The sequence below is a fragment of the Morganella sp. BCCO 40_0007 genome (assembly GCF_032989665.1).
Taxonomy (GTDB): Bacteria; Pseudomonadota; Gammaproteobacteria; order Enterobacterales; family Enterobacteriaceae; genus Morganella; species Morganella sibonii.
In genome coordinates this window covers 1-25367 of the sequence record NZ_JAVBIN010000017.1, presented here as the reverse complement: position 1 = coordinate 25367, position 25367 = coordinate 1, and the positions used below count along the sequence as shown (strand labels likewise).

At 51.7% G+C, this 25367-nt stretch carries 16 protein-coding genes; 4 read left to right on the top strand and 12 right to left on the bottom strand.

Features of this window, described 5'->3' with window-relative positions:
• The 6 genes from R5268_RS18085 to cueR form a co-directional block, all read right to left on the bottom strand.
• Window positions 1-1485: a C69 family dipeptidase gene (locus tag R5268_RS18085; RefSeq protein ID WP_182105233.1), complete on the bottom strand. Its 1485-nt coding sequence runs from the start codon at window positions 1483-1485 to the stop codon at window positions 1-3.
• Window positions 1486-1733: 248 nt separating this feature from the next.
• Complete coding sequence (locus R5268_RS18080) at window positions 1734-2015, bottom strand: type II toxin-antitoxin system YafQ family toxin (protein WP_317420275.1); 282 nt, start codon at window positions 2013-2015, stop codon at window positions 1734-1736.
• Window positions 1999-2280 (bottom strand): type II toxin-antitoxin system RelB/DinJ family antitoxin, encoded by a 282-nt coding sequence (locus R5268_RS18075; protein WP_205515762.1) that lies wholly within the window; start codon window positions 2278-2280, stop codon window positions 1999-2001. Before R5268_RS18075 ends, R5268_RS18080 begins: the two co-directional genes overlap by 17 nt.
• 199 nt (window positions 2281-2479) lie before the next feature.
• Complete coding sequence (locus R5268_RS18070; protein ID WP_317420277.1) at window positions 2480-7114, bottom strand: hemagglutinin repeat-containing protein; 4635 nt, start codon at window positions 7112-7114, stop codon at window positions 2480-2482.
• 36 nt (window positions 7115-7150) lie between these two features.
• Window positions 7151-8839 (bottom strand): ShlB/FhaC/HecB family hemolysin secretion/activation protein, encoded by a 1689-nt coding sequence (locus R5268_RS18065; protein ID WP_317420278.1) that lies wholly within the window; start codon window positions 8837-8839, stop codon window positions 7151-7153.
• Window positions 8840-9023: 184 nt separating this feature from the next.
• Window positions 9024-9440, bottom strand: coding sequence for a Cu(I)-responsive transcriptional regulator (gene cueR, locus R5268_RS18060; protein WP_046893196.1), 417 nt, complete (start codon window positions 9438-9440; stop codon window positions 9024-9026).
• Between the two features lie 141 nt (window positions 9441-9581).
• On the opposite strand from cueR, the gene copA reads away from it, so the two are divergent.
• The 3 genes from copA (at window position 9582) to ybaK (ending at window position 13795) form a co-directional block, all read left to right on the top strand.
• A complete protein-coding gene (gene copA, locus R5268_RS18055) occupies window positions 9582-12320 on the top strand; it encodes a copper-exporting P-type ATPase CopA (protein ID WP_317420279.1) in 2739 nt (912 codons plus the stop codon).
• Between the two features lie 134 nt (window positions 12321-12454).
• Window positions 12455-13264 carry a TraB/GumN family protein gene (locus tag R5268_RS18050; RefSeq protein ID WP_107678481.1) on the top strand — a complete coding sequence of 270 codons (810 nt, stop codon included), beginning with the start codon at window positions 12455-12457 and terminating at the stop codon, window positions 13262-13264.
• 51 nt (window positions 13265-13315) lie between these two features.
• Window positions 13316-13795 carry a Cys-tRNA(Pro)/Cys-tRNA(Cys) deacylase YbaK gene (gene ybaK, locus R5268_RS18045; RefSeq protein ID WP_004237643.1) on the top strand — a complete coding sequence of 160 codons (480 nt, stop codon included), beginning with the start codon at window positions 13316-13318 and terminating at the stop codon, window positions 13793-13795.
• 63 nt (window positions 13796-13858) lie between these two features.
• Here the strand turns inward: ybaK and R5268_RS18040 are convergent, their stop codons facing one another.
• Complete coding sequence (locus R5268_RS18040; RefSeq protein WP_317420294.1) at window positions 13859-16726, bottom strand: RHS repeat domain-containing protein; 2868 nt, start codon at window positions 16724-16726, stop codon at window positions 13859-13861.
• 274 nt (window positions 16727-17000) lie between these two features.
• A complete protein-coding gene (gene ushA / locus R5268_RS18035; RefSeq protein WP_317420283.1) occupies window positions 17001-18668 on the bottom strand; it encodes a bifunctional UDP-sugar hydrolase/5'-nucleotidase UshA in 1668 nt (555 codons plus the stop codon).
• A gap of 606 nt (window positions 18669-19274) precedes the next feature.
• Between ushA and ybaL the strand changes: the two genes are divergently transcribed.
• Window positions 19275-21092, top strand: coding sequence for a YbaL family putative K(+) efflux transporter (gene ybaL / locus R5268_RS18030; protein ID WP_317420285.1), 1818 nt, complete (start codon window positions 19275-19277; stop codon window positions 21090-21092).
• Between the two features lie 130 nt (window positions 21093-21222).
• On the opposite strand, the gene R5268_RS18025 is transcribed toward ybaL, so the two are convergent.
• The 4 genes from R5268_RS18025 to hemH form a co-directional block, all read right to left on the bottom strand.
• Window positions 21223-21435, bottom strand: coding sequence for a DUF1471 domain-containing protein (locus tag R5268_RS18025; RefSeq protein ID WP_317420287.1), 213 nt, complete (start codon window positions 21433-21435; stop codon window positions 21223-21225).
• A gap of 223 nt (window positions 21436-21658) precedes the next feature.
• The gene (locus tag R5268_RS18020; protein WP_317420289.1) at window positions 21659-22969 is read right to left on the bottom strand and encodes an inosine/guanosine kinase; all 1311 of its coding nucleotides are present in this window, start codon (window positions 22967-22969) and stop codon (window positions 21659-21661) included.
• 95 nt (window positions 22970-23064) lie between these two features.
• Window positions 23065-24054, bottom strand: coding sequence for a Wzz/FepE/Etk N-terminal domain-containing protein (locus R5268_RS18015; protein WP_218454526.1), 990 nt, complete (start codon window positions 24052-24054; stop codon window positions 23065-23067).
• A 177-nt stretch (window positions 24055-24231) separates the two neighbouring features.
• Entirely contained in the window at window positions 24232-25188 is a 957-nt protein-coding gene (gene hemH / locus R5268_RS18010; RefSeq protein WP_218454527.1) for a ferrochelatase, read from the bottom strand.
• Window positions 25189-25367: the final 179 nt, after the last annotated feature.

The window sequence follows — 25367 nt, the reverse complement described above, 5'->3', positions numbered from 1 at the left end:
TCACGCACCTTTAAAACGGTAGCGCTCATTCACGGAATTGGTCAGATCCTGCATAATAATATTGGTCAGTTTATCCGTGGTATTTAACGCGTCCTGCATCACCTTATTCTGGAAGTCCTGTAACAGTTGTTTGGCTTTTGCCGGGTCTGTTTTATAAATACTCAGATACTCTTTTTCCATTGCCTGCTGTTCTTCGGCAAACTGAGCTTCCTGTTTGCTGTATTCCGCCTGCACAATTTTCGAATATTTATTAAAGTCGATCATCGCCAGTGTCTGTAATTTACGGAATTTCCAGTGCGCGGAAGCATTATCCGCCTGCGGTGAGCCGATGGTATACGCCTCCACATAGCTGTCCGGGCCGTAATACACCGGGACATAAACAGATAATGTCGGCATACCGAAAGCGATATAACGGACATTGCCGATTTCTTTCGGTAAATCTTTGCGCACCTGCAAAATATGGGAGTGCTGAGTCCGGAATACGGAGATTGGCCGTTTTGTGGTATCCGGATAGGTGGTGGCATACGGAGATGTGCCGACATTTTCATAATGGTTGCGCAGCCCGGCTTTAATATCTTCCAGCCCCAGTTTTTTCGCCGGTTTTAAGAAGACAGGGAAATCATTGGATTTCACATCTTTAAAATCAGTCTTAATTTCCGGGTTATACATTTTTTGCAGCACTAAGACACGCGGATAGTTGTAATAACCGTCACTTTTTGCATCATCTTTGGTATAGGCTTTTTTGAAATTAAATTCACCGTCTTTTTTCGGATCATATAAGCCGTTTTGCTCGGCAAAGGAAATCAGTGTCGGAGATGACAGGTAGTTGTCTTTGTCATTGATATCAAATTTTTCCAGACGCCCCTGGTTGGCAGTGACATAATAGGTATTGGCCGGGATTTTCGCTGCCATCCACTGGTGGCCGCTGCCGGTTTCCAGATACCAGATGCCGTCTTTATCAATAAAGGCCACGCCGAAACCTTCACCGGCGCCTTTTTCCTCGATAATTTTTCCTAACCGCATTACCCCCTCTTTCGCGGAAGAGACATACGGTAATACCACATCCGGAATAGCATCTTCAATAATCCCGGTATCTTCGACATACGGGTCAATTTTTAATGATGCATCATTGGCAAAAATCGTTTCTGTGGCACTGATCCCGACACCGGCGTCATTAAAGCCGTTAGAACTGAAACGGAACTGACCTTTATCATTCCATTCCGGGATAGTGGTATAACGCATTGCCTTTTCCGGCAACGTATAGGTAAATTTATTTAAGTTGGTTTTAAACTCAGTGTCTTTATTGATTTTTTCCTGATTTACCTGCAAAACTTTCGGGTTTGCCGGATTCATATCTTCATTACGGGCAATATATTGCGCACCATCTGAAGACGCATTTTCACCGACAAAAATAGTGGTACATGCCGTTGCATCAGAAATCACCAGTGCAGCACCCACAGCAAGAGATAAAACACTACGTTTCATAGAGAACACCTTCCATTGAGTTATAAATTGCGTTTACGCTATCCATTACCCGCTGATTTTTCTTTTACGCAGATCGCATAACACAAAGTCAATCACTGGATTATTCTCAAAACATGGTTTATTTCACTAAATTAGTTATTTTTTACGGATAAGTGTTTGGATTAAAATTACGGATTATTTTTTCAGCGGGGAATTGATCGGGAACAAAAAAGAGAAACAGAGATAATCTGTTTTACCAGAGGTGAAAATTAAAAAAATTCACTGTGAGATCCGAGACGAGCCAATTTCAGACAACAATCACCTTCTTTTTTATAAATCAAAATTAAATCAGGATAGAGGTGGCAATCACGAAATGTACGCCAATTCCCTTTAAGCGGATGATCAGCATATTTTTCCGGGATAGGGAGATCATTGACCAGTATATTCAGGATATCCTGCAAACTGTCATTTAGCATTATACGATAAATACCCTTAATTCCCCGTTTATAATCTTTTTTAAACTGAGATGAACGTTCAATCGTCCTTACCATCCTGCAGATCCGCCATTAAATCTGAAATACTGTCAAATTTTTTGCCCTTCCCGCACTCCAACTCTTTTATTGCGGCCCGGGTACGTGCAGCATGACGATATTGTGTGCTTTTCACACTAAATGGCATCGCTTTCTGTTCAACAATCTGAATCATCAACATTCTTATCGCATCACTCACTGTTAAGCCCATTGATTCAAGCGTTTCAATCGCTTCTGCTTTCAGCTTCGGATCAATTTTTGCTCTGACATATTCCACTTTAGACATAACCAGCCCTCAAAGCAGGTGAATAAACAGACGATAGTGTAGTCATACCGTAGTCATTCCACAATCAGATTAAGTACAGCCGAACTGATGACCCTGATCATAACCACAGTTATATAAACAATTTTTAAACCACTCCGGATTGTCACATAAAAAAACGGCTCCGCAGGGAGCCGTTTTATCTTACTGAATAAACTAATAATTACTTCACTTTACTGTTCACACTGCCGTGATCATTAGTGACAGAAATTCCCACCGGGGATTTTCCGTTTACGATTCCGTCTTTAACCGCACTGACAGCCTGTCCGGCATTGAGCGGGAGTTCGCCGTGAATGCGGGTGCCGGTTTCTTTGACCGCCACAGAACGCATTTCGGTGTTCCCGCCATCCGGCAGACCGTCCAGCACCGCACCGGTCAGAATGGTGCCGCCGCCGGTGCGCAGTTTACCCTGTTCACGGGCTGTCAGGCCGGATAGCTGTCCCACCTGCTCAGAAGAGCGGGTTTCAAAGGACACTTTCACCTTGCCGTTCATGCCGGCAGGAGATGTCAGACCGGATTTCACTTTATCCGCCACCGTACCCGCGCCGGTTCCGGCATTTTCACGGACGGAATCTGCTGCTTTATCGAGACCGTTTTCCAGACCGGCTTTGATATCATCCGCAAACTTCGGCGTACCGGCATTCGCCAGTTTCGAGGTGGTACTGCTGCCCTCGTCATTGGTATGTGCCGCCGACAGATCCGCATCTGCTTTCAGAATCGATTCCGTGTTAGTCAGGCTTTCAACCACCAGATCACCGCCGACACGTCCGCTGATGGTATCCGCGCTCAGTTTTCCGCCCTGAATCCGCGTGTCATTGCGGCTGTTCAGCGTGAGATTTTCGCTTTCAGTCAGGGCATTTTTCTGTGTGACTGTCTGCTGATTATCAATCCCGCCTTTCAGACCGGCGCTGATATTATGCCGTGAGCCGGTTTCCGGATTTTCTGTACTGCGCGAGGTCCCGATATTCAGGTTTCCGCCCGCATTCCAATTGGCTTTATCCGTGGTTTTCTGTGCGGATTCAATCACAATCCCGCCGTCACGGGCAGTCAGTGCAATATTTTTTGCATCGGTCTGTGTGCCTTGCAGATGCAGTGCATCATCCCGCATGCCATCTGCCGAGACAGCAACCGTACCACCGCTGCGCAGACTGCCGCCGCGCTGATCCGTCACGTTTTCAGACTGTTTGCTGATACTGAAATCCGCACCGCCGCCCAGTTTGCTGCCGGTTTCTGTTTTACCGCCGCTGACCTGCACACCGCCGTGCCACTGATGGCCGGAAATGGTATTTGTGCTCTCCGCACTGTTCAGCAGAGTATTGTGTCCGCTTTTCACCGTGATATCCCCGTCACTGCTGATATCGGTGCCCTTGGCGGTCAGGTCGTTTCCGGCCTGTAATACCACCCCGGTTTTCCCCTCAGTCACGCCGGTTTTCGCCGTTGTACCGCTTTCGTTATACACTTCACGTCCGCCGCTGAGACCACCGCCCGCATTTTTCAGGTTAATCGACTCCACATTCACCTTCACCCCGGCGTCATAGCCGCTGACGGTTTTACTGTGTGTATCTGCTGCCTGATCCAGCGTCAGATTGTCACCGGCACGGACAGAAACGCCTCCTTCCTCACTGCGCAGTGTATCGCCCTGTAATGAGACATCACGCCCCGCCTGCACCGCGATATCACCTTTCGCTGACAGCGATCCGGTCACTGCTTTACTGCTGCTTTCCGTTGCCAGACGATGACCACCGCTGCCTTCTGCGTTGATCGAAACGTCCTGTCCGGTGGATGTCGCCACGCGCAGGCTGCCTTTACCCTCAGTCACTGATTCAGACTGATGGTGCGTATCTGCCGCTGCCGCAGACTGATAATCACCGGCGTTGATCGCAATACCGCCGTTTTCCGCCCGGTAACGTGTCCCTTCATCCAGAACACGGTCTGTGGCGTTCACGGCAACAGAACCTGCATTAACAGAGGTAGTTTTCGCCTGTGTGTTTCCGGTGGTGGTCTTCCGGTTTTCCCCTTTACCGCTCAGGTCAACGCCGATATCCGGCAGGCCGGTGGCGGCGGTGCTGTCAGCCACACCGGCAACATCACCTTCCGCAAGATTTTCACCGGCTTTGGCCAGCGGACGGGAGACTTTACTGTAATCAAGGGAAACGCCGAGACTGCCTTCGCCGCCTTTGGTGGTTTCTGTGGTGCGATCACTGTTGTGAGCCGCCCGGTGTTCCGAGTTTTGCGCGTTTTCCGTATAAGCGCCGCTCACCGCGTGTGATGCGCCCTCCTGGGAAAGCGTTTTTCCGGCGGTCAGCGTGAGATTACCCTGCACGTTCGTGCCGGAGGTCACCGCCTGATGCTGCTCCTGTGTTTTACCGGTTTCAGTGTGACCGCCGCTGATCCCGCCGCCGAGTTTATCCATACCGCCGGTCAGATAAATACCGCCGTGTGATTCCCCTTTCTGCTGTGTCCGGCTATCACTGTTATCTGCCGCGTTCAGGGTGATATTTTCAGCAGAAAGCGCCGCATCCCCCTGAGTCGTGGTCAGTGAAGAACCGGTAAGGGTGAGATCTTTCCCGGCGGTGACAGAAACACTGCCGCCTTTCAGTTCACTGCCCTGCTGCGTGACAGAATCCTGTTTTTGCGTTTCGCGGGTATGGCTGATATCCAGACCGGCACGGTATTGTTTGTCTTCATCCTCTTTGGCATAGCCGCTGATTTTCAGTGTGGTTTCTGTTTTATCAGACTGCTTTTGCGCCTGTGCCGCACGGACATTAATATCCCCGAGGGTATCAATTTTCAGTGTGCCTGCACTTTCAATCAGACTTCCGGCGATGGTGATATCATTTTTCCCGGCCAGGCGCAGATCGGCCTCTGATTTCAGCTCACTGCGCTCCACCCTGGTATCTTCACTGTTTTCACGAAGCGTGCTGCGGGTGATGTTAAATGCGCCGCCATCACGGTTATCAATATGTTTTGCCGTCCGGCTGATGCCGTTTTCAATCACCAGCGCGCCCTGCCCGGTCTGCACCAGGCTGTCCTGTGTCCCTTTTACCTTGCTGCCGGTGACAGTGACACCGTTACCGCCGGAAAGCCAGAGCTTACCGCCTGCGGTGAAGCCGGAGCCGTGTGCCGTCTCTTCCGTGGTGGCACTGTTTTCACGGGAACCGCCGCCGATACCGCCCCAGGACGTGACATTTTCAGTATGCCCCTGATGCTGTGTCGCGGTTTGTGTGCTGATGGTGAGATTGTTACCGGTGTTGATAATCATATCTTTTCCGGCGCGTGCCTGTGCTGCCTGAGCACGGATATCATGACCGGCGTTCAGTCCCAGATTACCGCCCGCGATCAGTTCCGTTTTCACCAGCTGTTCTTTCGAGGTGACATCGCCGTGTGTGCCGCTGAGCAGTTTTGCCGTCTCATTGCGTTTATTACCGGATACGGTTTGTGTGCGGGAGTCTGTCACGCTCTCAAGCCGGATATCGCCTTTGGCATCCGCGCTGAGATGTGTTCCGGCCTCCAGTTTTGCCCCTTTCAGGGTGATATCACCGGTTGCGGCCGCCAGCCGTATGTCACCGGCAGCACGGATGTTACTGGTTTCCTGCCGGATGCTTTCATCTTTGCGGGTTTCGTTATTTTCCCACGACATCTTCCACTGATTTGTGGTGCGGGTGTCTGACTGCGCAACCTGGTCACTGTCGAGCGTGATGGTGCCGGCCTGAACCGAGATATCCTGTCCGCTCAGATCGGTGCCGGTCAGCCGGGCTTCCTGCTGAGCCACCAGCGTGATGTTTTTTCCGTCCAGCGAAGTGCGGGTGTAGCGCCCCTGCCGGGTTTCAGCGGTGACTGACTGACCGCTGCGTTTATCTTCTGTCCGGTGATGTTCATTACGTAACTGACCTTCAGTCCGCACTGTATCACCGCTCAGACGGATATCACCGCCGGTGACCTGTGCACCGGTCAGTGTCAGTGCGCCCTGTGACTGCGCATCAAAACCCTTTACAGCATCAATATTACCGGCCAGTTTTACGCCGCTGCCCTGCGCGGTGTTCACCAGACGGATTTTTCCGGCACGCATACCGCCCAGGTAGTAGCTGTCCAGCGGAACCGCATTTTTACCGGCGGAAATCGTCAGCAGATCAGCAGAAACAGTATTGTTACCGGTGATCACATTCAGTGCCGCCGCACGGATCTCCCCGTCGGCATTAATCGCGGGAGCGACCAGATCCAGCACTTTACCGGTTGTGATCCCGCTATTTCCGATCGTCAGTGAGTTTGCGTTATCCAGGGTGCTGTACGCACTGATCATGCCGTTTTCAATCAGCGGATTACCCACGATCAGACCGGCATTATTGGTATTGATAAACCCGCAGCCCTGACAGCTGATCCCGTTCGGGTTAGCGAGGATCAGATCCGCCGCCATGCCGAACACTTCCTGCTGACCCAGCAGCAATGACGGGTTACGGCTGACCACTTCGTTGAGGATCACCCCGGCTGCCTGCCCGTTCAGGTTTTTATTGGCCTCCAGCATACCGGCCAGTTGTGACTGTCCTGCGGTCAGGGCGTTATTAAAGACCGCACCCTGATTATCCACATTAAAATCAAGATACTGGTTATGAGACAGCCCGTTACTGTTCGGCGCTGTAATATTGACAATATCTGTTCCGTTTACCTGCGAAACACCGGGGCCGTTCGGGCCGCCGTCCGCCACAATCCCTGCGGCTGTACTGTTCAGCGTGACAAAGGCCAGCGCCATCCACGCGGCCACCTTACCTGACGAAGAGAGTTTAAAGCGTTCTTTTTTCATTGTATTTCCTTACCATCCAACGACTGACGGAGCAGATCAGAACTGATATCCCAGGCGCAGGGAAAACAGGGTATCCTGCGAAGGCAGAGCCGCCGCTGAGGTCCGGGCACGGCTGATTTGCGCATCCAGCTGCGCGCCCCCGTAACTGACATTGACCCCTGCGGCGATACCTGCGGCAGACTGCCATCCCGCCTGCCCGGTCTGAGCCATAACCCGTCCGTAGTCCGCACCGGCACGGGGCGTTACCGTGATCCCCTGCCGGACAAAACGGCGGGAAAGGGTGTTTTGCCAGTACCATCCCTTATCCGCCGATAACGAGCCGTCGTGAAACCCTCTGATCGTGCTGTTATCCGACAGTGTCAGCCACTCCACCCCGGGGAGGTGATCCTGTGTGTACTGACCGGCCAGATGACTGCTGAACAGATAAGCGTTCTCCGACAGCGAAAACTGCTGAACATAACTGAGTGAAAATTTGCCTTTGGTATATTGCGGATCGGCGCCCGGCAGCGTATTCCGGGTATCAGCCCCGAGCAGTGTGGTGCCTTTTTCCGCCGATAACGATGTGCTGATAACGCCGCCCGGCACCAGAATCAGCCCGGTGTAACCGGCTTCGGCAACACTCAGGGACGGGCTGCTGACACCAATCAGGGTTTCATTAAGGTAGTTGCGGCTGCGTTTGTATGTCATTTGTGCCATCAGAGAATCAATCCGTGACCGGTTACGGAAAATGACATAATCTGCCCGCAATGCGGCCTGGGCGCTGTCCCCGCGCAGAATGACGTGCTGATAACGCAGTGCCTGATTGATCCGGTAACGGGAGATACTGCCGTAAGTGCTGATGGTCAGTGCGCCGTAAGGTACGGAATAGAACAGCATGCCGGAGCGGCTGTAACGCGCTGCCGGGTTATCTGTTGTGGCAGAGCCGCTCAGACTGACAAAATCGGACAATCCGGCCGGGCTGTCAGCGGTGACAGCGGCACGGATCACGTTACGTCCGGTACTTTTCTGCCCGTAATTATCCGCACTGAGAGAGAAACCGGCTGGGGTGCCGCGCTGATTCACCAGCCGGATCACTGATCCTCCGGGTGCACTGCCGGGCAGAATATCCATCGTCACATGATTCGATTTCAGGCGGTTCGCCTGATCCAGCCCCTGTTCCAGTTCGGTAATTTTCAGCGGTTTACCGATCAGAGAAGGAAACAGCAGTGACGTATTAACGCCGCGATCCGCGCCGTCAAACTGCTCTATCGTCCCTTCTGTCACCCCGATCCCCAGCTCGTGATAATCATTGACCGGCAGAAAGCGGACCCGCGCGGTGATATAGCCTTTATCCAGATACCGCGCCATCAGTTCCGCCACCAGCCCGTTAATATCCCGGCTGCGGATGCAGTCTTCAGGTAAGGATGACAGTGAACGGAGATCATCCTGAGATAACAGTGTGATCCCGGTGAGATACACACCACTGACCGGCAGACAATGTTCATTCTCTGCCGCGCGCAACAGCGGCTCTGCGGGGGTAATCGTTGACTGCGGCTTGCTCAGCTGCCGCCGGGTCTGCTGCTCAAGCAGGTCGCTGACCTGTTGTGCGGTATCCTGCATCGCCCGGCGCGAGGCATCAGCGCCCGGGTTTTCCGCAGCGGAAGGGAAAGGTGCAGCATATAATGGCGGGCAAAAAAACAGCCCTGATAATAGTATGCGGCGTAATAATGTCTGCAGTTTGGTCAATTCGTCTTACTTATCCTTTGCGTCAGTTACCGCCGCAGCGGACAGAAAATGCCGGTTTTCTCCGGTATGGCACCGGATGAAAAAAAGCCGCGCTTTTATCTGTTATCGGCAGAAATAAGAAAAACTTAACTGACAGGATATAAAACGGCGTCCGCCCGGCGGGCAGACGCAGAAAACAGGCAGATTATTTATGGCAGGCAGGTTTGCTGTGACGGCAGCCGGAGAGATGATCGATAATCGGACATTCCGCGCTGTCATCCCCGGGGCAGGATTCCGCCAGTGCCAGCAGGCGGTCACGGATAGCAGTGAGCTCCGTAATGGTTTTCTCAATCTGCTTCACTTTACCCAGTGTCGCGGATTTTACATCCGCCGCATGGCGGTTCGGATTACGGAACAGCGATAACAGTTCGCGGCACTCATCCAGCGTGAAACCGACCTCTTTTGCCTGGCGCAGCAGTGTCAGTTCATCGACATGCCGTTCACTGAAATACCGGTATCCGTTTTCACCCCGTTCAGGGGGTGTGATCAAAGATTTATCTTCGTAAAAACGGATCGCTTTTGGCGTTAAACCCGTTTTTTGTGCAATATCGCTGATATTCATAACTTCTCCTTGACCTTACCCTTGAGGGAAGGTTTACCATCATCGTAAATCAAAATTCCCGTTCCCCCGAACAGAATTTTTTCTTTTGCGCCGTGTGTTGTTCTGCGGCGTGATGATGCGAAACATGTAAGGAAAAAAAGTATGGCAAATACAACTATTCTTGCGTTACAGGGGCTGTCCTGCGGACATTGCACCGGTAGTGTCAAAAAAGCTCTCGATGCCCGTCCGGATGTTGAATCTGCGGTGGTCACCCTTGATTTCGCCAAAGTGACCGGCGATGCGGATGCGCAATCCCTTATCAAAACTATCGAAGAAGCCGGTTATGAAGCACAGATTGCAGACAAGCCCGGTACAATTTTACAGCTTTCCGGGCTGAATTGTATGAAATGTGCCGCGAAAACGCAAAGTGCATTAGAAGCGGTTGAAGGTGTTGCCGCTGCGGTGGTGGATACCAAAGAAGCAAAAGTGTACGGCAGCGCTGATGCACAAACCTTAATCAGCGCGGTGGAAGCCGCCGGTTATCAGGCGGCAGTGGCGGGAGAAACCCCGTCCCCAAAATCTGAACCGCTGACGTTGCCTCAGACTGAGCCGGCGGCAGCGGAGCACTGCGATATTCCGGCCACACCGGATAATACCCCTGCTATGCCTGAGATAGAGGAAGACGACGACAGTCTCTCCTTCCTGCTCGACGGCATGACCTGTGCGAGCTGCGTCAGTAAAGTACACAAAGCGCTGCTCAGTGTGGACGGCGTGGAGAATGCCCGTGTTAACCTCGCGGAGCGCAGTGCGCTGGTCACCGGTCACGCCTCTGCGGATGCGCTGATCGCCGCCGTGGAGAAAGCCGGTTACGGTGCGGAGCTGATTCAGGATGATGCCAAACGCCGTGAGCGTCAGCAGGAAGTTGCTGTCGCCAATATGAAACGGTTCCGCTGGCAGGCAGCACTGGCACTGGCGGTCGGTATTCCGGTGATGATCTGGGGAATGATCGGCGACAATATGATGCTGACCCCGGCGAATAACAATATCTGGCTGACTATCGGGATCGTCACCCTGGCGGTGATGATTCTGGCGGGCGGACATTTCTACCGCAGTGCCTGGCAATCACTGAAAAACGGCAGTGCGACGATGGATACTCTGGTGGCGCTCGGCACCGGTGCCGCGTGGCTCTATTCCATCACAGTAAACCTCTGGCCGGACGTGTTCCCGCCGCAGGCGCGTCACCTCTATTATGAGGCCAGTGCCATGATCATCGGTCTGATAAACCTGGGTCATATGCTGGAACAGCGCGCCCGCCAGCGCTCATCAAAAGCACTGGAGCGTCTGCTGGATCTGACACCGCCGACCGCACGTGTGGTAACACCGGAAGGTGAAAAAGATGTACCGCTGGCGGATGTACAGCCGGGTATGATCCTGCGTCTGACCACCGGTGACCGCGTGCCGGTCGATGGTGAGATCACACAGGGTGAAGTGTGGATGGATGAGGCGATGCTGACCGGGGAACCGATCCCGCAGCAAAAAACCACCGGCGATACAGTTTCCGCCGGGACTACGGTACAGGATGGAACTGTATTGTTCCGTGCCGCCGCCGTCGGCAGTAAAACCACGCTGGCACGCATCATTAAACTGGTGCGCCAGGCACAGAGCAGCAAACCGGAAATCGGTCAGCTGGCCGATAAAATCTCAGCCGTCTTTGTACCGGTTGTGGTGGTTATCGCTCTGATCGCCGGTGCCGTCTGGTACTTCTTCGGCCCGGCACCGCAGATAACCTATGCACTGGTGATTATTACCACGGTACTCATCATCGCCTGTCCGTGTGCACTGGGGCTGGCAACACCGATGTCGATTATTTCCGGTGTCGGACGTGCAGCTGAGTTTGGTGTACTGGTGCGGGATGCGGATGCATTACAGCAGGCAAGCACCCTGGATACCATTGTTTTCGACAAAACAGGGACACTGACCGAAGGTATGCCGCAGGTGACGGAGATCCACACCTTCAACGGATTCAGTGACGATGATGTGCTGCGTCTCGCAGCGGCGCTGGAAAGCGGCTCTAATCACCCGCTGGCCCGTGCCATTACTGAACGCGCGAAAGATCTGACACTGCCGTCTGTCACGCAGTTCCGTACCCTGGCCGGTATGGGGATCAGCGGGGAGTCTGAAAACCGGACACTGCTGCTGGGTAACCATGCGCTGATGCAGGCACAAAATATCAGTACTGCCGGTGAGGCGGATGCATTGGTGCAGTCACAGGCCGGTAAAGGCGTAACCCCGGTGATGCTGGCGGTTGACGGCAATATCGCGGCAATACTTTCCATCCGCGATCCGCTGCGTGAGGACAGTGTCAGTGCACTGACGCGTCTGCACAAACAGGGATACCGCCTGGTGATGCTGACCGGCGACAACGAAGTGACCGCACGGGCTATCGCCAAAGAAGCCGGGATTGATGAAGTGATCGCCGGTGTGCTGCCGGACGGTAAAGCCGCTGCCATTGAAAAATTACAGCAGGCCGGACGCCGTGTCGCGATGGTCGGTGATGGTATCAACGATGCACCGGCGCTGGCACGGGCTGATGTGGGGATCGCCATGGGCGGCGGCAGTGATATCGCCATCGAAACCGCGGCTATCACCCTGATGCGTCACAGTCTGCATGGTGTGGCCGATGCCGTGGCGATTTCAAAAGGAACACTGCGTAACATGAAACAGAACCTGCTGGGTGCCTTTATTTATAACACCCTCGGGATACCGATTGCTGCCGGGGTACTGTTCCCGTTCACCGGCACACTGCTCAACCCGGTCGTGGCAGGAGCAGCTATGGCGCTGTCATCCATTACCGTGGTCAGCAACGCCAACCGGCTGTTACGCTTTAAGCCAAAAGATTAATCACTGACCTGATAAGGGAGCGAATACTTCGCTCCCTTATTTTTTCCTACTGATTAACCGGATCTTACGTAACAGGGTTGAAAAAAACATGCGGTTGCAGTCAACTAGTGTATCGTTTCACGACAGGAGTCGTCATGAAAACACTGTTCCGCCGGCTGAAAGATTACCTTATCCCGCCTGATCCGCAGGGTGGCTGTACCTGGCCTTCTATCGACCTTACACTCCCCGGGGATATCTCGCTGCACCTGGTCGGCAGTATTCATATGGGTTCGGAAACAATGTATCCGCTGCCCGGCCCGCTGCTGGAAAGAATCAACCGCGCCGACGGCCTGATTGTGGAAGCTGATATCACCCGTCCGGCACCACCGTTCCCCGGACAGGACCCGGAGCATCCCCGTCTGCCGGTAAGTGAGCGCTTACCGGAGCACCTGAGGAATGATTACCGCCGGTACTGTGAAGAGCAGCGTCAGCCGGCGCAGACCCTCGATACCCTGCCCGCCTGGCAGGTTGCCCTGATCCTTCAGTCAGCCCAGGCACAAAGCCTCGGACTGCGGCCGCATTACGGGATTGACTATCAGATGCTTAATGCCGCTCACGGGCAGAATATCCCTGTTTTTGAGCTGGAAGGCACACAGGCACAGATGCAGATGCTGCTGGATTTCCCGGACGAAGGGCTGAGTCTGCTGGAAGATACGCTGGCCTACTGGCATGACAACGCGCGGGCACTGCAGATTATGCTCGGCTGGTGGCTGGATTACCGGCCGGAAAAACTTGCGCAGCCGCTGCCCGCCACCTTCAGTGAACAGACGTATCAGCATCTGATGATCAGCCGCAACGACGCCTGGAAAGCGCGGCTGACACAATTACCGCCCGGCAATTATGTGGTGGCGGTCGGTGCGCTGCATCTTTACGGCGACCATAATCTGCCGTCCATTTTGTGTTAAACTGGCAGGCCTTGTGACACTGCCGTCTGAATTATCTGCAAGGAAAGACCTATGACACCGGCTGTAAAACTTCTGGAAAAAAACCGGATTTCATTCACCCTCCATCCGTACGAACATGATCCGAATGATCATAATTTCGGTGATGAAGCGGTCCGCAAACTCAATCTCGATGCCCGTCAGGTATATAAAACCCTGCTGGTGGCACTTAACGGCGATAATAAACACCTTGCCGTGGCCGTCACCCCGGTATCAGAACAGCTTGATTTAAAAGCGGTGGCCAAAGCCCTTGGTGTGAAGAAAGCGGAAATGGCCGACCCGGTGAATGCACAGAAAGTCACCGGTTATCTGGTGGGCGGGATCAGCCCGCTGGGACAGAAAAAACGCCTGCCGACCCTGATTGATGAGGGCGCACAGGAATTTGCCACCATTTTCGTATCAGGCGGCAAGCGCGGCCTGGATATCGAACTGGCACCGCAGGATCTGGCTAAAGTGCTGGACGGGAAATTTGCCCCGGTAGCGAAACGGGACTGATATACAGAAAAAAGCACTTCCCGGGGGAAGTGCTTTTTAGCTTATTATTACAACAAACTTTCATCAATGCGTTAGAGGAACAGAACCAGTACCAACAACACTGCGTTCCCTGCTATGGCGGATTTCGAGCTTAAGCCCCTGTTGTTTTCTTACTATACCGGATGTTATTTCACCCATAGAAGCAATACCCGGTGCATTTTTCAGGCGCTGGTATTTTATTTGCCATGAGTCTCCTTCATATTTCATAAATGCTGATCCCTGTATATTTTCCAGAACTGTTCCGCTGTAATTTTCATGATATCCGTAATCGCGATATTCCATTGCTCCAATCATTCCATGCCCATGCTCAGACGCATGTAATTTGTTATACTCAGCATCTTCTTTACCTCCCTGAACATGTCGTACCCTGATAGTCGTATCATCCAGTTTATCAGCAACAAACGAGCACCCGCTGAACCCCGGCGTGAATACCAACTGAGGCTGACCATTTTCAGGATGAGCCGGAATATCCGCATATCCTCCTTGCGGAACCCAATATGCTAATGTTGTTCCTTCCCCTCTCTGGAAAGCCGATGTTTCGGTATCAATAATCCGTAATGCATTGATACCGTTATTTCCGGCCGATATATGAACAGCATTAAATTCCATTATTCCGCCTTTAACGGCAGAAAGAGAACTTCGCGTCGAACTGTCCATTTTTACCTTCGCCGGGTTAATCAGGTCAGTAAGCAGAGGTGTTTGCTGTAATGTACTGTCAGCTAATACATCATGCAGCCTGATGGGTTCTCCTTTAAATAATTCAGTAACCGTGTTCGCTGCCGGAGGTATCAACTTAGCCCCCCGAATTTCCCTGTCACTGCCTGTACTGATACCAGGTTGATAAAGAGATGTTCCGGGAATTTGTGTACGCGGATAAGCAACAAGCCCTTGTTCATCAGAAAATGACACCGGATTATTCCTCACCATCCGGAACAGATTCAGCCCGTCAACAGTTCCCGCCGGATCTGAACTCAGCCAGCGCCCTGCCCACGGCTGATAATAGCGGTAGCCGTAGTAATACAGTCCGGTCGCATCCCGCTCTTTGCCGGAATAACGGTGGGTTTTGTAATCAATGCCGCTGTCCGTATCAGCCACCAGCACCGCCGTGCCGCCGAACGGATAATATTCCTCCTGACTCAGCAACTTACCGTCACCGTCCGTTTCCAGGCCACTGCTGCCGATCAGATTGTCATAACTGAACCGCTGGTGATCTTTTTTGCCGTCCGGCCAGTGCAGCAGCCGCACCTGTGCCCGCCCGGCAACACCGGCGCAGATCACCTGATAATTTTCTGTACCGCTGCGCAGTTCCAGCCCCGGCAGATAGATCACCTGCTGTGTCTGTGTGCTGTTACCGGTTTTCTGCACGGCGGCTTTCAGGATACGCTTGCTGCCCGCATCATAACGGTAGCTTTCACGATCACCGGCGGTACCGTTACGCACCACCGGCATGACCTGCCGCAGTTCGCCGCGCGTTGTCCATGACAGGGCTTGCCCCGGCTGGAGTTGTGTCTGCTGTCCGCCAGGGGTAAACAGAGCTTCCGCTTTCTCCGGCGTGTCCGCCAGAGTTTTCAGTACCGCCCGGTTGCTGCGCTGACTGACGGTGATATCCGTGGTGTAGTTATTATTGGTCGCAGATGCTGAGTGGCGGATCTGCGTCATATTCCCGGCACGATCATAGACATAATTGCGGGTGTAATTGGTGTAAGTGGCTTTATCAAACGGGGAAATATCAGGGAGGGAACCGCTTTGTTGTCCGGCATTAGCCATTTCACGTCCGGTAGCGCTGACCAGCTGATACAGCGTGTCATACGTGTATCGGTTTTCCGGCACCACTTTCTGATTATGCCAGAAGCGCGTCTCCTCTGCGTCATTGGTCACGCACAGCACATTACCGACCGGATCGTATTCATAACGCAGATCCTGAAATACGTTTTTCCGTGCCGGATGTTCGGTTTTCACGGCAATCAGACGCTGGGTCTGCGGTTCGTAAGTGTAAGTGGTCACTACGCCGTTGCCGTGCTCCTCACGCAGTTTTTGTCCGGCAGCAGAATAATCCACAGATTTGATGATGATTTTTTCCGCACCACCTTTCACGGTCACACGGCTGGTGCTCAGCAATCCGGCAATATCATAAGTCACTTTTTGCTGATGGCCCGCAGCATCAGTGGTATTCAGCACCGCACCGGTGGCATCTGCTGTGGTTTGGGTGATGTATTTTTCAGCGGACAATAATGCCTGCGGATTGCTTTCCGGCCAGTTAACCGCGATATCCGGGTTATCTGCGTCTTTCAGCAACTGACGGATCACCGACAGCGGCACCCCGGTCAGGGCAATGCTGTCCGTCTGCATCAGACCGGCAGGGTCATAATGGTGCGTACAGATACCTGCCAGGTTTTTCGCTTTTTCCGCCTCACTGTTGCCCGCATAGACAAAGCGTTCGCTCACCACAGCGCTCTGCCCGGCGATCTGCTCTGCAATACTCAGCGGACGTCCTGAACCGGAACCCTCATACTGAAAGGTGTGCGTCACAGCAACGCTGCGGTCATCCTTCCCGTTATCCGTGCGGATCTGACTGATACTCACCAGAGGACGTTCTGCCGCATCATTCAGTGTCAGTGATGTTCCCGCATCCGCACTTTCCGTGCGCAGCACCTGCCCGGAGAGTGAAGTGACATAGTGAAAATTGATCAGCCCGGACGCCTGCATACGCGGATCGGCGCTCTGCTGCAAAAAACCGCGCGCATCAAACTGATGGCGGGTAATCCGTTCATCAGTTTTATCCGGTGTATCAGGATGGCGGTGATACCCGATATCGCGTACCGCCAGCCCCCGGTTATTCAGCACCGTCACCGACGGTGTTTTTGTATGTAAAGTGTTTTCTGTTTTGTTCATCATAATGTCCTGTTTGAGAGGATGGGTATCCGCACGGTACTGATATTTACCACCGCGGACACATACTTATTTTAGAAAAGATAATCAAAACAGACAGGACAAATCGTGGCAGGATGCCATTAATTACGAGAAAAAAATTAAAACACGAATATAAACAATAAATTAGTTACATTATCAATATAGACAAAATACTGATGGATAATGAAACCCATAAGCTATGCGAATAAAAACAGGGACAAGCTGAAGTCCCGGTTTTTATTACTCAGACAGTCAATTATTTGTTTTTATAAATAATTTCGCCTTTTGGTTCATAATCTGCCGCTTTCAGCGGAGAATGGGCTTCGATATAGCCTTTCAGCACTTCTGCATCGACAAAGCCGGTACTCACATAGCCCGGATGCGTATCAATTTTCGGATAACCATCCCCGCCGATCGCATTGAAGTTCAGTGTCGCCATACGGTAGGTTTTTGCCGGGTCCAGCGGTTTGCCGTCAATCGTCACATCACTCACTGAGCCGTCTTTATTCAGTGTCAGTCCCACATTATAAAACTGCGCGTAAGCCCCTGAATCAGTTTTCATATTGGCGACGGCGGTCAGATACGGCAGAACTTCACTGCCTTTGAAATCGACATACACCAGTTCATTGGCAAACGGCTGTACTTTCAGCACATTTTTATAGGTAATATCACCCGGTTCGATAGAATCACGCACACCACCGCCGCTCATAATGGCAAAATCGGCATTCGCCCGTTCTTTTTGTGCGGACAACAACAGATGTCCCATGCTGGTCTGTTCAAAACGGACTTTGCTGCGGTCACCTTCCAGTTTGCTGTCAACCGAGCCGACTTTAATATTAAGCTGCTCACTGCCCTTTTCCTGATACGGTGTCAGCAGTTTCAGCATGTCCGGGTTTTCGGTAATTTCACTGGTGTAATACACCCGCTCTGATGAGCCATCCTCTTTGGTGACTTTTTTCTTCAGATTCACCGGGATAAGCTGATAGTGCTTCAGCGTGAATTCACCGTTGCGGAACTGAAAATCTGCCCGTCCCACATATTTACCCCATTCATGTGCCTGTACAATCCAGGTGCCGTTCTGGTTATCCGGCGCACACGGTGTACCGGGTACGTAATCGGCAATTTTGTAATTTTTATTTTCCGGCTGCATACAGACCGGGTCCTGTGAGTGACCACCCACAATCATATCCAGATAACCGGCCGGCAGACTGCGTGCCATTTCCACATCGCCCGGGGCATTAGAGCCGTGATTGCTGTCATCATAGTGACCCATATGGGTAGCAGCGATAATAATGTCCGGTTTCTCGGTTTCACGCAGTGTTTCGACCACTTTTTTCGCTTCTTCTGCCGGGACGCGGAATTCCGTATCCGGGAAATTACCCGGATTACCGATTTTCGCAGTATCGTCCGTTGTCAGACCAATCACCGCGATTTTTACACCTTGTTTGTCAAACACCGCATACGGTTTAAACAGACGTTCACCGGTGCTTTTCTTATAAATATTGGCGGACAGGAACGGGAACGTGGCCCATTTTTCCTGAATGCGCAGTGTTTCAAGCGGATTATCAAACTCGTGATTCCCCAGCGCCATTGCGTCGTAACCGACCAGGTTCATTCCTTTGAAATCCGGCTCGGCATTCTGTAAATCAGATTCCGGTACGCCGGTGTTAATATCGCCGCCGGAGAGCAGCAACAGTGAGCCGCCTTTCTCTTCCACCTCTTTACGGATGCCGTCCACCAGGGTTTTCTGGGCGGATAAACCATATTCGCCGTGATCGTTCTGCCAGAAATGACCATGGTGATCATTGGTGTGCAGAATAGTGATGTCGTAGGTTTTATCTTTTTCCCAGGCATTCGCCAGTGCCGGAAAAAGAACTGCGGATACCGCCAGCGCGCAGGCTGCTGTTTTCAGTCTGAATGTCATGGTCATTCCCTGTATGTCTGAATGATGATACCGGTACAGAAGCTGCTCCCGCCGGCGTTCTGCTGAAAGTATGATGAAAATTCACAAATTTTTATACCAGATATGATAAATACAGCAAAAAAGTGAGACATTACTCAATGTTTTGTCATTTATTTCAGCCGCACGAATGCGATAACACATCCTTAAAAAATCGTTAAATATCAATATTCAACCAAATTAAATCGGGTATTCCTTATCCGTGCTCAGGTGCTGTTATTTTATTCTCCCCGGACATTATGATGCGATTACCGGTATGAACACCACGGTTAAACACGTAATTTTCAGGTCAATTTTACAGATACCGAAAAATCAGCATCAAAAACAGATTAAACACACTCAATCATTTGTTAAATAAAGACAAAGAAAACACAAAACAAAATCGATTCAGGTACAAACACGTGACCGTATACGGAGAATAACCTGAAAACAACCGGCATTTCACATTATCAACTGCCAAATGCCGTTTTTTACATAATCAGTTATATTTTTAACGCGATTTATGTCACGAAAACATGTATTATATTTATAGCTAACCAACATCCGTTCACACCACTAATCAAAAGGAGAATGAAAAAAGTGCACTCAACGCCTCTTATCACAACTATTGTTGGCGGTCTCGTTCTCGCTTATTTACTTGGTATGTTAGCGCAGCGGTTAAAGATTTCCCCGTTAGTGGGTTATCTGGCGGCGGGTGTGTTAGCGGGTCCTTTTACCCCGGGATTTGTTGCCGATGCCTCTCTGGCACCGGAACTGGCAGAAATCGGGGTTATTCTGCTGATGTTCGGGGTCGGGCTTCATTTTTCACTGAAAGATTTGCTGGCGGTTAAAAATATCGCTATTCCCGGCGCTATCTGTCAGATAGCTGTCGCCACTATTCTGGGTCTCGGCCTTTCCAGTCTGTTCGGCTGGGGATTATTTACCGGGATCGTATTTGGTCTGAGCTTATCCACCGCGAGTACCGTGGTGCTGCTGCGCGCCCTGGAAGAGCGGCAACTGATAGAGAGCCAGCGCGGTCAGATAGCTATCGGCTGGCTGATTGTGGAAGATCTCGCCATGGTATTAACCCTGGTGCTGTTACCCGCAGCAGCCTCTATCATCAATAATCCGGAAGCCAGTGCCAGCACATCAGAACTGCTGATGAGCCTTGCAGTCACTATCGGTAAAGTTGTGGCATTCATCCTGATTATGATTTTTATCGGCCGCCGCGTGATCCCGTGGTTGCTCGCCAGAACAGCTGCCACCGGTTCACGGGAGCTGTTTACCCTGGCGGTACTGGTGCTGGCACTGGGTATTGCTTATGCCGCCGTTGCACTGTTTGATGCCTCGTTTGCTCTCGGCGCGTTCTTCGCGGGTATGGTGCTCAATGAGTCAGAACTCAGCCACCGGGCCGCACAGGACACTCTGCCGCTGCGTGATGCCTTCGCGGTGCTGTTCTTTGTCTCTGTCGGGATGCTGTTTGACCCGATGGTGCTGATCAACCATCCGCTCGGCGTACTGGGTGTGCTGGCGATTATTATCATCGGTAAATCTGCTGCTGCTCTGCTGCTGGTGAGGATGTTCGGCCATAACCGGCGGACAGCACTGACTGTCGCCGTCAGCCTTGCGCAAATCGGGGAGTTCGCCTTTATCCTCGCCGGAATGGGCGTCACGCTGGAGGTTCTCAACCGTCAGGCCAATGACCTGATCCTGGCCGGTGCGATTGTCTCTATCATGCTCAACCCGGTACTGTTCACCCTGCTCGACCGTTATCTGGAAAAAACCGAAACGCCGGAAGAGCAGCAGGAAGAAGAAACGCTGGAAGAGATCACTCAGGTGCCGGTCAATATCTGCGGTCATACCATCGTTGTCGGTTACGGACGCGTCGGTGCGATGCTGGCGGACAAACTGCATAATAAAGGTTATCCGGTTGTGGTGGTGGAAGATACCCGCGCCCGCTTTGAAGAGCTGGCTGAACGCGGTTACCCTTCCGTGATGGGGAATGCGGTGGCACAGGATGTACTGGAACTTGCCCGCGCCGATTGTGCCAGTTCCCTGCTGCTGACAATCCCGAACGGCTATGAAGCCGGTGAGATTGTGGCCAAAGCCCGCGCCATGAACACACATATGACAATTATTGTCCGCGCACATTATGACGACGAGCGTACCTATATTATGGAGCGTGGTGCAAACCGTGTGGTGATCGGTGAGTTTGAAATCGCCCGTGCGATGAGCACACTGCTGGCAGAAAATCAGACCGACCATGAATTCGGCTGCCCTGTCAGTATCAATCCGGTGGCAGAAACTGCACCGGAAACAGAAACGGAAGGCCGCTCACTGCATGATATGCTGCGCAAACCGGAAACAGATGCCACTCCGGAGAATCAGAACCCGCATCCGTCGGCATAACCTGTTTTAACCTGCTGAAATACAAGCCCGGTCAGTGAACCGGGCTTTTTTATATGCATATATAAAAAATCCTGCCGAAGCAGGATTTATATCAGAGGATAATAAACAGGTGCTCAGTCACTGAACGCCATTATTTTTGCAGTTCTGCCGTCATAATCACATTATCAGTCGTACGGGCGCTGGTGATGGTATAACCGGAAGCTCCGCTTTCCTGTGCTTTTTCAGCAATTTTTGCTTCAGCTGATGTCAGTGTGTCACTGGTGACAGAGACGGATTCAGCAGAAGCCGCAAAGGAAAACAGTGTCAGAGCAGAAGCGGTAATCAGTGTTTTTACAGTATTCATGGTCATTTCCTTGTTACATTCAATAAAGGGTATATTTCATCTGGCAAGCCTCTCTTGCCGGGAATGACCAAAGCTTAAACCTCAACATAACCTGAGGTTAAAGCGAATTTTTCACCTCAACTTCATCAGTAAAGTTGATGATGCCGATGTGTAACACGGATTATTTGTTATTGCCCATAAAAAACGCCGGAAAATTCCGGCGATTATCTGTCAGTAATGGTTATCAGCGTTCCCAGTATGACTCTTCCAGGCTGTCTTCCCGGTCCGGTAATCCTTTGGTCAGACGCGGTGAGTGCTGGATCAGTACCTGATAGCTGACACGGTTGGCATATTTGCAGATCTGAGCCAGTGAGGAGTATGTCAGATAACGGCGCTGATGCTTACTCGAGTTCGGGATATTCATCCGGTGATAGCTGTTAGCCGTAATATCATGCAGTAAGGCAGATAATGCACCATCACCGGCACCGTTGGTGTTCATAATCTTATCCGGACCGCCCATATACGGTTCGATATGGGAATAGACCCGTGCGGCGTCCTGACAATCTTTCCGGCGCATTGCACGGCTGAATTCATAGCGGTTAAATTCGGCCAGCGCCCCCGGCAATAACGGATGGGTGGTTTCGCGCATAAATTCTTTTTCTGAATAACCCGCCATATATAAACCGGCAGGGCCTGCGGTACACAATACCAGATCCACCCAGTCCAGCGCTTTATCTGACGCCAGCAGCGGATCGGTAAAGCCGGTCAGTGCCAGCGCCTCTTCTTCATTCATTGCCAGCACAGAAATATTTTCCGCGAGGAAATCACACCACCACTGCGGATCTTCCGCGATCACATGTTTGGTTCCCAGTGTCAGGATCACCGGCACATCATGTTTTTTGGCGTATTCAATGGCTTTCATGGTGGCATCCGGCATCGGTTCGCCCGGTTTGCAGCGCACCAGATAGGCGGTCAGCACCAGTGCGGAGGCTTCCGCAATGATCGCTTCCGGAATGCTTTCCGGACGCAGCTGGTTCATCAGCCCGGGACTGATGGCAAATGTCCGCTCACCGTTTTCGCTGATCAGGGTAAAACAGCGGCCGATGGGGCCGTCCACGCCCTGCAAATAGTTGAGATCCATACGGCTGGATGTATTGCACAGATAATAATAGGCATAACTGCCAATCCGGATATTATTACACATCGTGCCCAGCAGCACGGAACGGTCATCAGCCAGTACTGAGTAATTATGAAGGGTATTTCCGATGGTGCCGCCGGCAAATTCATGGGTGATCAGCGAGCGCTCAATCAGCTCACGATACAGCTCTTCAGCCACATCATCCTCAATAACCAGCGAATGCCCGCGGCTGAGCTGATAACGGCGGATAAAATCATCATCCACATTGGCTTCAATATCCACCAGCGTCTGATCAATACCGACGATATATGCGCGGGTATTTTCATCATCTTTCATCAGCTGGATGGGCTGTAATAACGGGTCACGCAGGCTGACCGGGAAGTAGTGTTTGGATTTGCGTCTGCCGGGGAATTTCATAAAGGTTCATGGCCGGAAAAAAAGATGCCGTATTTTATCATAACCAAAAAGAGAATGTGAGCGGACAGACCCCTTAATGCCCGCTCAACCGGAAACTATGCTGATTTTTTTCTGTTAACAAACATATTCCATGCAAAAACTGCCATCACAGAGAGGATAAACCCTAAAAAGGCAGATGCAATAAGATACATTTTAGCACCGGGGCCGTCTTTCACCACCGGCAGAGCCGGGGATTCGGTCACGGTAAACGGAACAATATCCACAGAGAACGGCGCGATGCTTTTGATACTCTTCAGTGTATAGGCTCTGTCCAGAAGATCTGCATCCACCGCCGGTAAATCTAATGCTTTCAGTGAATTTGTCATCTGCATAATTGCAGGGCGGCCCATCGCACTGTAAGCCGCAACCGGATCAGCTTCCGGATTCTGAGGCGGAACAGATGCTGTCGCCGGTGCAATGCGTTCTGCCGCTTCCAGGTAAGCCAGAGTCTGTTCACGCTGATGCTCTGCTTTGACCAGCGCCACACTATACTGGCTCTGACCGGCACTCAGTGCAGCAGCCAGGTTTTCCTGTAACTGCATCTGCATGACGTTCTGGCTGTATTGCGCGGTGTAATCGAGATAGTCCGATAACATCCGCTGCGCTGTCTGCGGATCAGCCGCAGTGAACGTCACCTCGGCAGTGGCCGGTTTCAGGATATCGCCATCAGTCTTTTTAAAACCAAAAGTACCGGAAGCCGCGGTATCGCCCGGTAAGCTCAGAAATGATTTCTGCACTGACGGGGACTGCCAGACAGTACTGAAAACATTGAACGCCGCAGGCAGATCCGAGACGGCTGACACATTGAGAGCGTTCATCTGCAAGCGAATTTTATTCAGCTCAGGCATATCACGCAGCTCTGTTGCCGTCACTTCCGCGGTACTGGTCCACTTTTGCGGCAGTATTTTGGAAACACCAAAACCGGCTGCGGCGAACAATACGGTCACAATGACGATAAAAACTTTATAGCGGTATAACAGTTTCAGAAGATCAATAATATCGATCTCGTCATTATTAAGGTTCACTGAACCCTTCTCACTCACCATGTCCGTAGCACCCGTTCTGTTTGCGATGAAATATCAAATTTCACTTAAAATCAGCAATAATATCTGTCAATTTTAAGCCAATTAATTGTTACATGTTTAATGTTAACATTAATTCCTTAAAATTCTACGCATAACAGTGGTATATTTCGGACTATTCCCGATTGGAGCGCAAAAAAACTACCCTACCAGCTCGTGTAATAGTTTTATATGAATATCATCATCATTCAGCGACTCAATGTAATGATATTCCTCGCCTCCTGAAGATAAAAAGAACCCTTTATTCTGTTCCTTAATCTCTTCTAATGTCTCAAGGCAGTCAGCCGAAAATCCCGGACACATCACCTGAACAGACCTTACTCCTCCTAAGGGTAATCCCTTCATTGTTTCATCCGTATAAGGCGTCAGCCACGGCTCCCGGCCAAAGCGGGATTGATAAGTGTGCATGATATGTTCAGCCGGAAAACGGAGCCGCTCCCGCAGTAATGCCGTTGTTGCCTCACATTCTTCCGGATAAATATCCCCCTCTTCCGCATAGCGGACAGGAATACCGTGATAGGACAAGATCAGCCGGTCCGGCTCCCCGTGTTCCGCAAACGCCGCCTCTGCCGATTGTGCCAGCGCCTCAATATAGAGCGGATGCGTCGCATAACTGCGGATAAAATTGAGTGACGGAAAGGTCCGGCGGCGTTTAAAGATATCTGCCAGCCCGTCAAACACCGCACCGGTGGTTGAGCAGGAATACTGCGGATACAGCGGCAGGACATCCAGATGCGTCACGCCCTGCTCCAGCAGAGCATCAACAGCGGACTCCAGCGATGGCGAACCATAGCTCATTCCCAGCACCACCGGTGTACCCGGCAGCTGTGCAGCCAGTGCTGCCTGCTGACGGCGGCTGTACACCAGCAGCGGAGAGCCCTCCTCCATCCAGATCGACTGATACAGCTTCGCCACACGCGGTGAACGGAACGGCAGCACAATGCCGCGTAAAATACACTGCCAGAGCAGCGGAGAGACATCCACCACACGCGGGTCACTCAGGAACTGCTTCAGATAGCGTTTTACCGCCGGGGTTTCCGGCGCATCCGGAGTGCCTAAGTTAACCAGTAAAACGCCGCGTTTGTGTTGATTTGTCATCAGAAAATCCTGTCAGCAACTAGAATGATTGTCAGGGTAATGTATTGTATGTAATGATTCTTATTCTTTTCTGCCATGTTCTTCATGTTCTTCATCCTTTTGTCCGCAGGTTCGTTGGCTGCTCTCTGTCACCCCGGTCACATACTGATGTATGCTCACGGTGTGCCTTCGTTTGCCGC

What these genes read in the sequence shown, in the direction of transcription:
- R5268_RS18020 (WP_317420289.1), bottom strand. Translation starts at nt 22,969, where the DNA reads ATGAAATTCCCCGGCAGACGCAAATCCAAACACTACTTCCCGGTCAGC.
- R5268_RS18050 (WP_107678481.1), top strand. Translation starts at nt 12,455, where the DNA reads ATGAAAACACTGTTCCGCCGGCTGAAAGATTACCTTATCCCGCCTGAT.
- hemH (WP_218454527.1), bottom strand. Translation starts at nt 25,188, where the DNA reads ATGACAAATCAACACAAACGCGGCGTTTTACTGGTTAACTTAGGCACT.
- ybaK (WP_004237643.1), top strand. Translation starts at nt 13,316, where the DNA reads ATGACACCGGCTGTAAAACTTCTGGAAAAAAACCGGATTTCATTCACC.
- ushA (WP_317420283.1), bottom strand. Translation starts at nt 18,668, where the DNA reads ATGACATTCAGACTGAAAACAGCAGCCTGCGCGCTGGCGGTATCCGCA.
- ybaL (WP_317420285.1), top strand. Translation starts at nt 19,275, where the DNA reads ATGAAAAAAGTGCACTCAACGCCTCTTATCACAACTATTGTTGGCGGT.
- R5268_RS18070 (WP_317420277.1), bottom strand. Translation starts at nt 7,114, where the DNA reads ATGAAAAAAGAACGCTTTAAACTCTCTTCGTCAGGTAAGGTGGCCGCG.
- R5268_RS18025 (WP_317420287.1), bottom strand. Translation starts at nt 21,435, where the DNA reads ATGAATACTGTAAAAACACTGATTACCGCTTCTGCTCTGACACTGTTT.
- copA (WP_317420279.1), top strand. Translation starts at nt 9,582, where the DNA reads ATGGCAAATACAACTATTCTTGCGTTACAGGGGCTGTCCTGCGGACAT.
- R5268_RS18040 (WP_317420294.1), bottom strand. Translation starts at nt 16,726, where the DNA reads ATGAACAAAACAGAAAACACTTTACATACAAAAACACCGTCGGTGACG.
- cueR (WP_046893196.1), bottom strand. Translation starts at nt 9,440, where the DNA reads ATGAATATCAGCGATATTGCACAAAAAACGGGTTTAACGCCAAAAGCG.
- R5268_RS18080 (WP_317420275.1), bottom strand. Translation starts at nt 2,015, where the DNA reads ATGGTAAGGACGATTGAACGTTCATCTCAGTTTAAAAAAGATTATAAA.
- R5268_RS18075 (WP_205515762.1), bottom strand. Translation starts at nt 2,280, where the DNA reads ATGTCTAAAGTGGAATATGTCAGAGCAAAAATTGATCCGAAGCTGAAA.
- R5268_RS18015 (WP_218454526.1), bottom strand. Translation starts at nt 24,054, where the DNA reads ATGGTGAGTGAGAAGGGTTCAGTGAACCTTAATAATGACGAGATCGAT.
- R5268_RS18085 (WP_182105233.1), bottom strand. Translation starts at nt 1,485, where the DNA reads ATGAAACGTAGTGTTTTATCTCTTGCTGTGGGTGCTGCACTGGTGATT.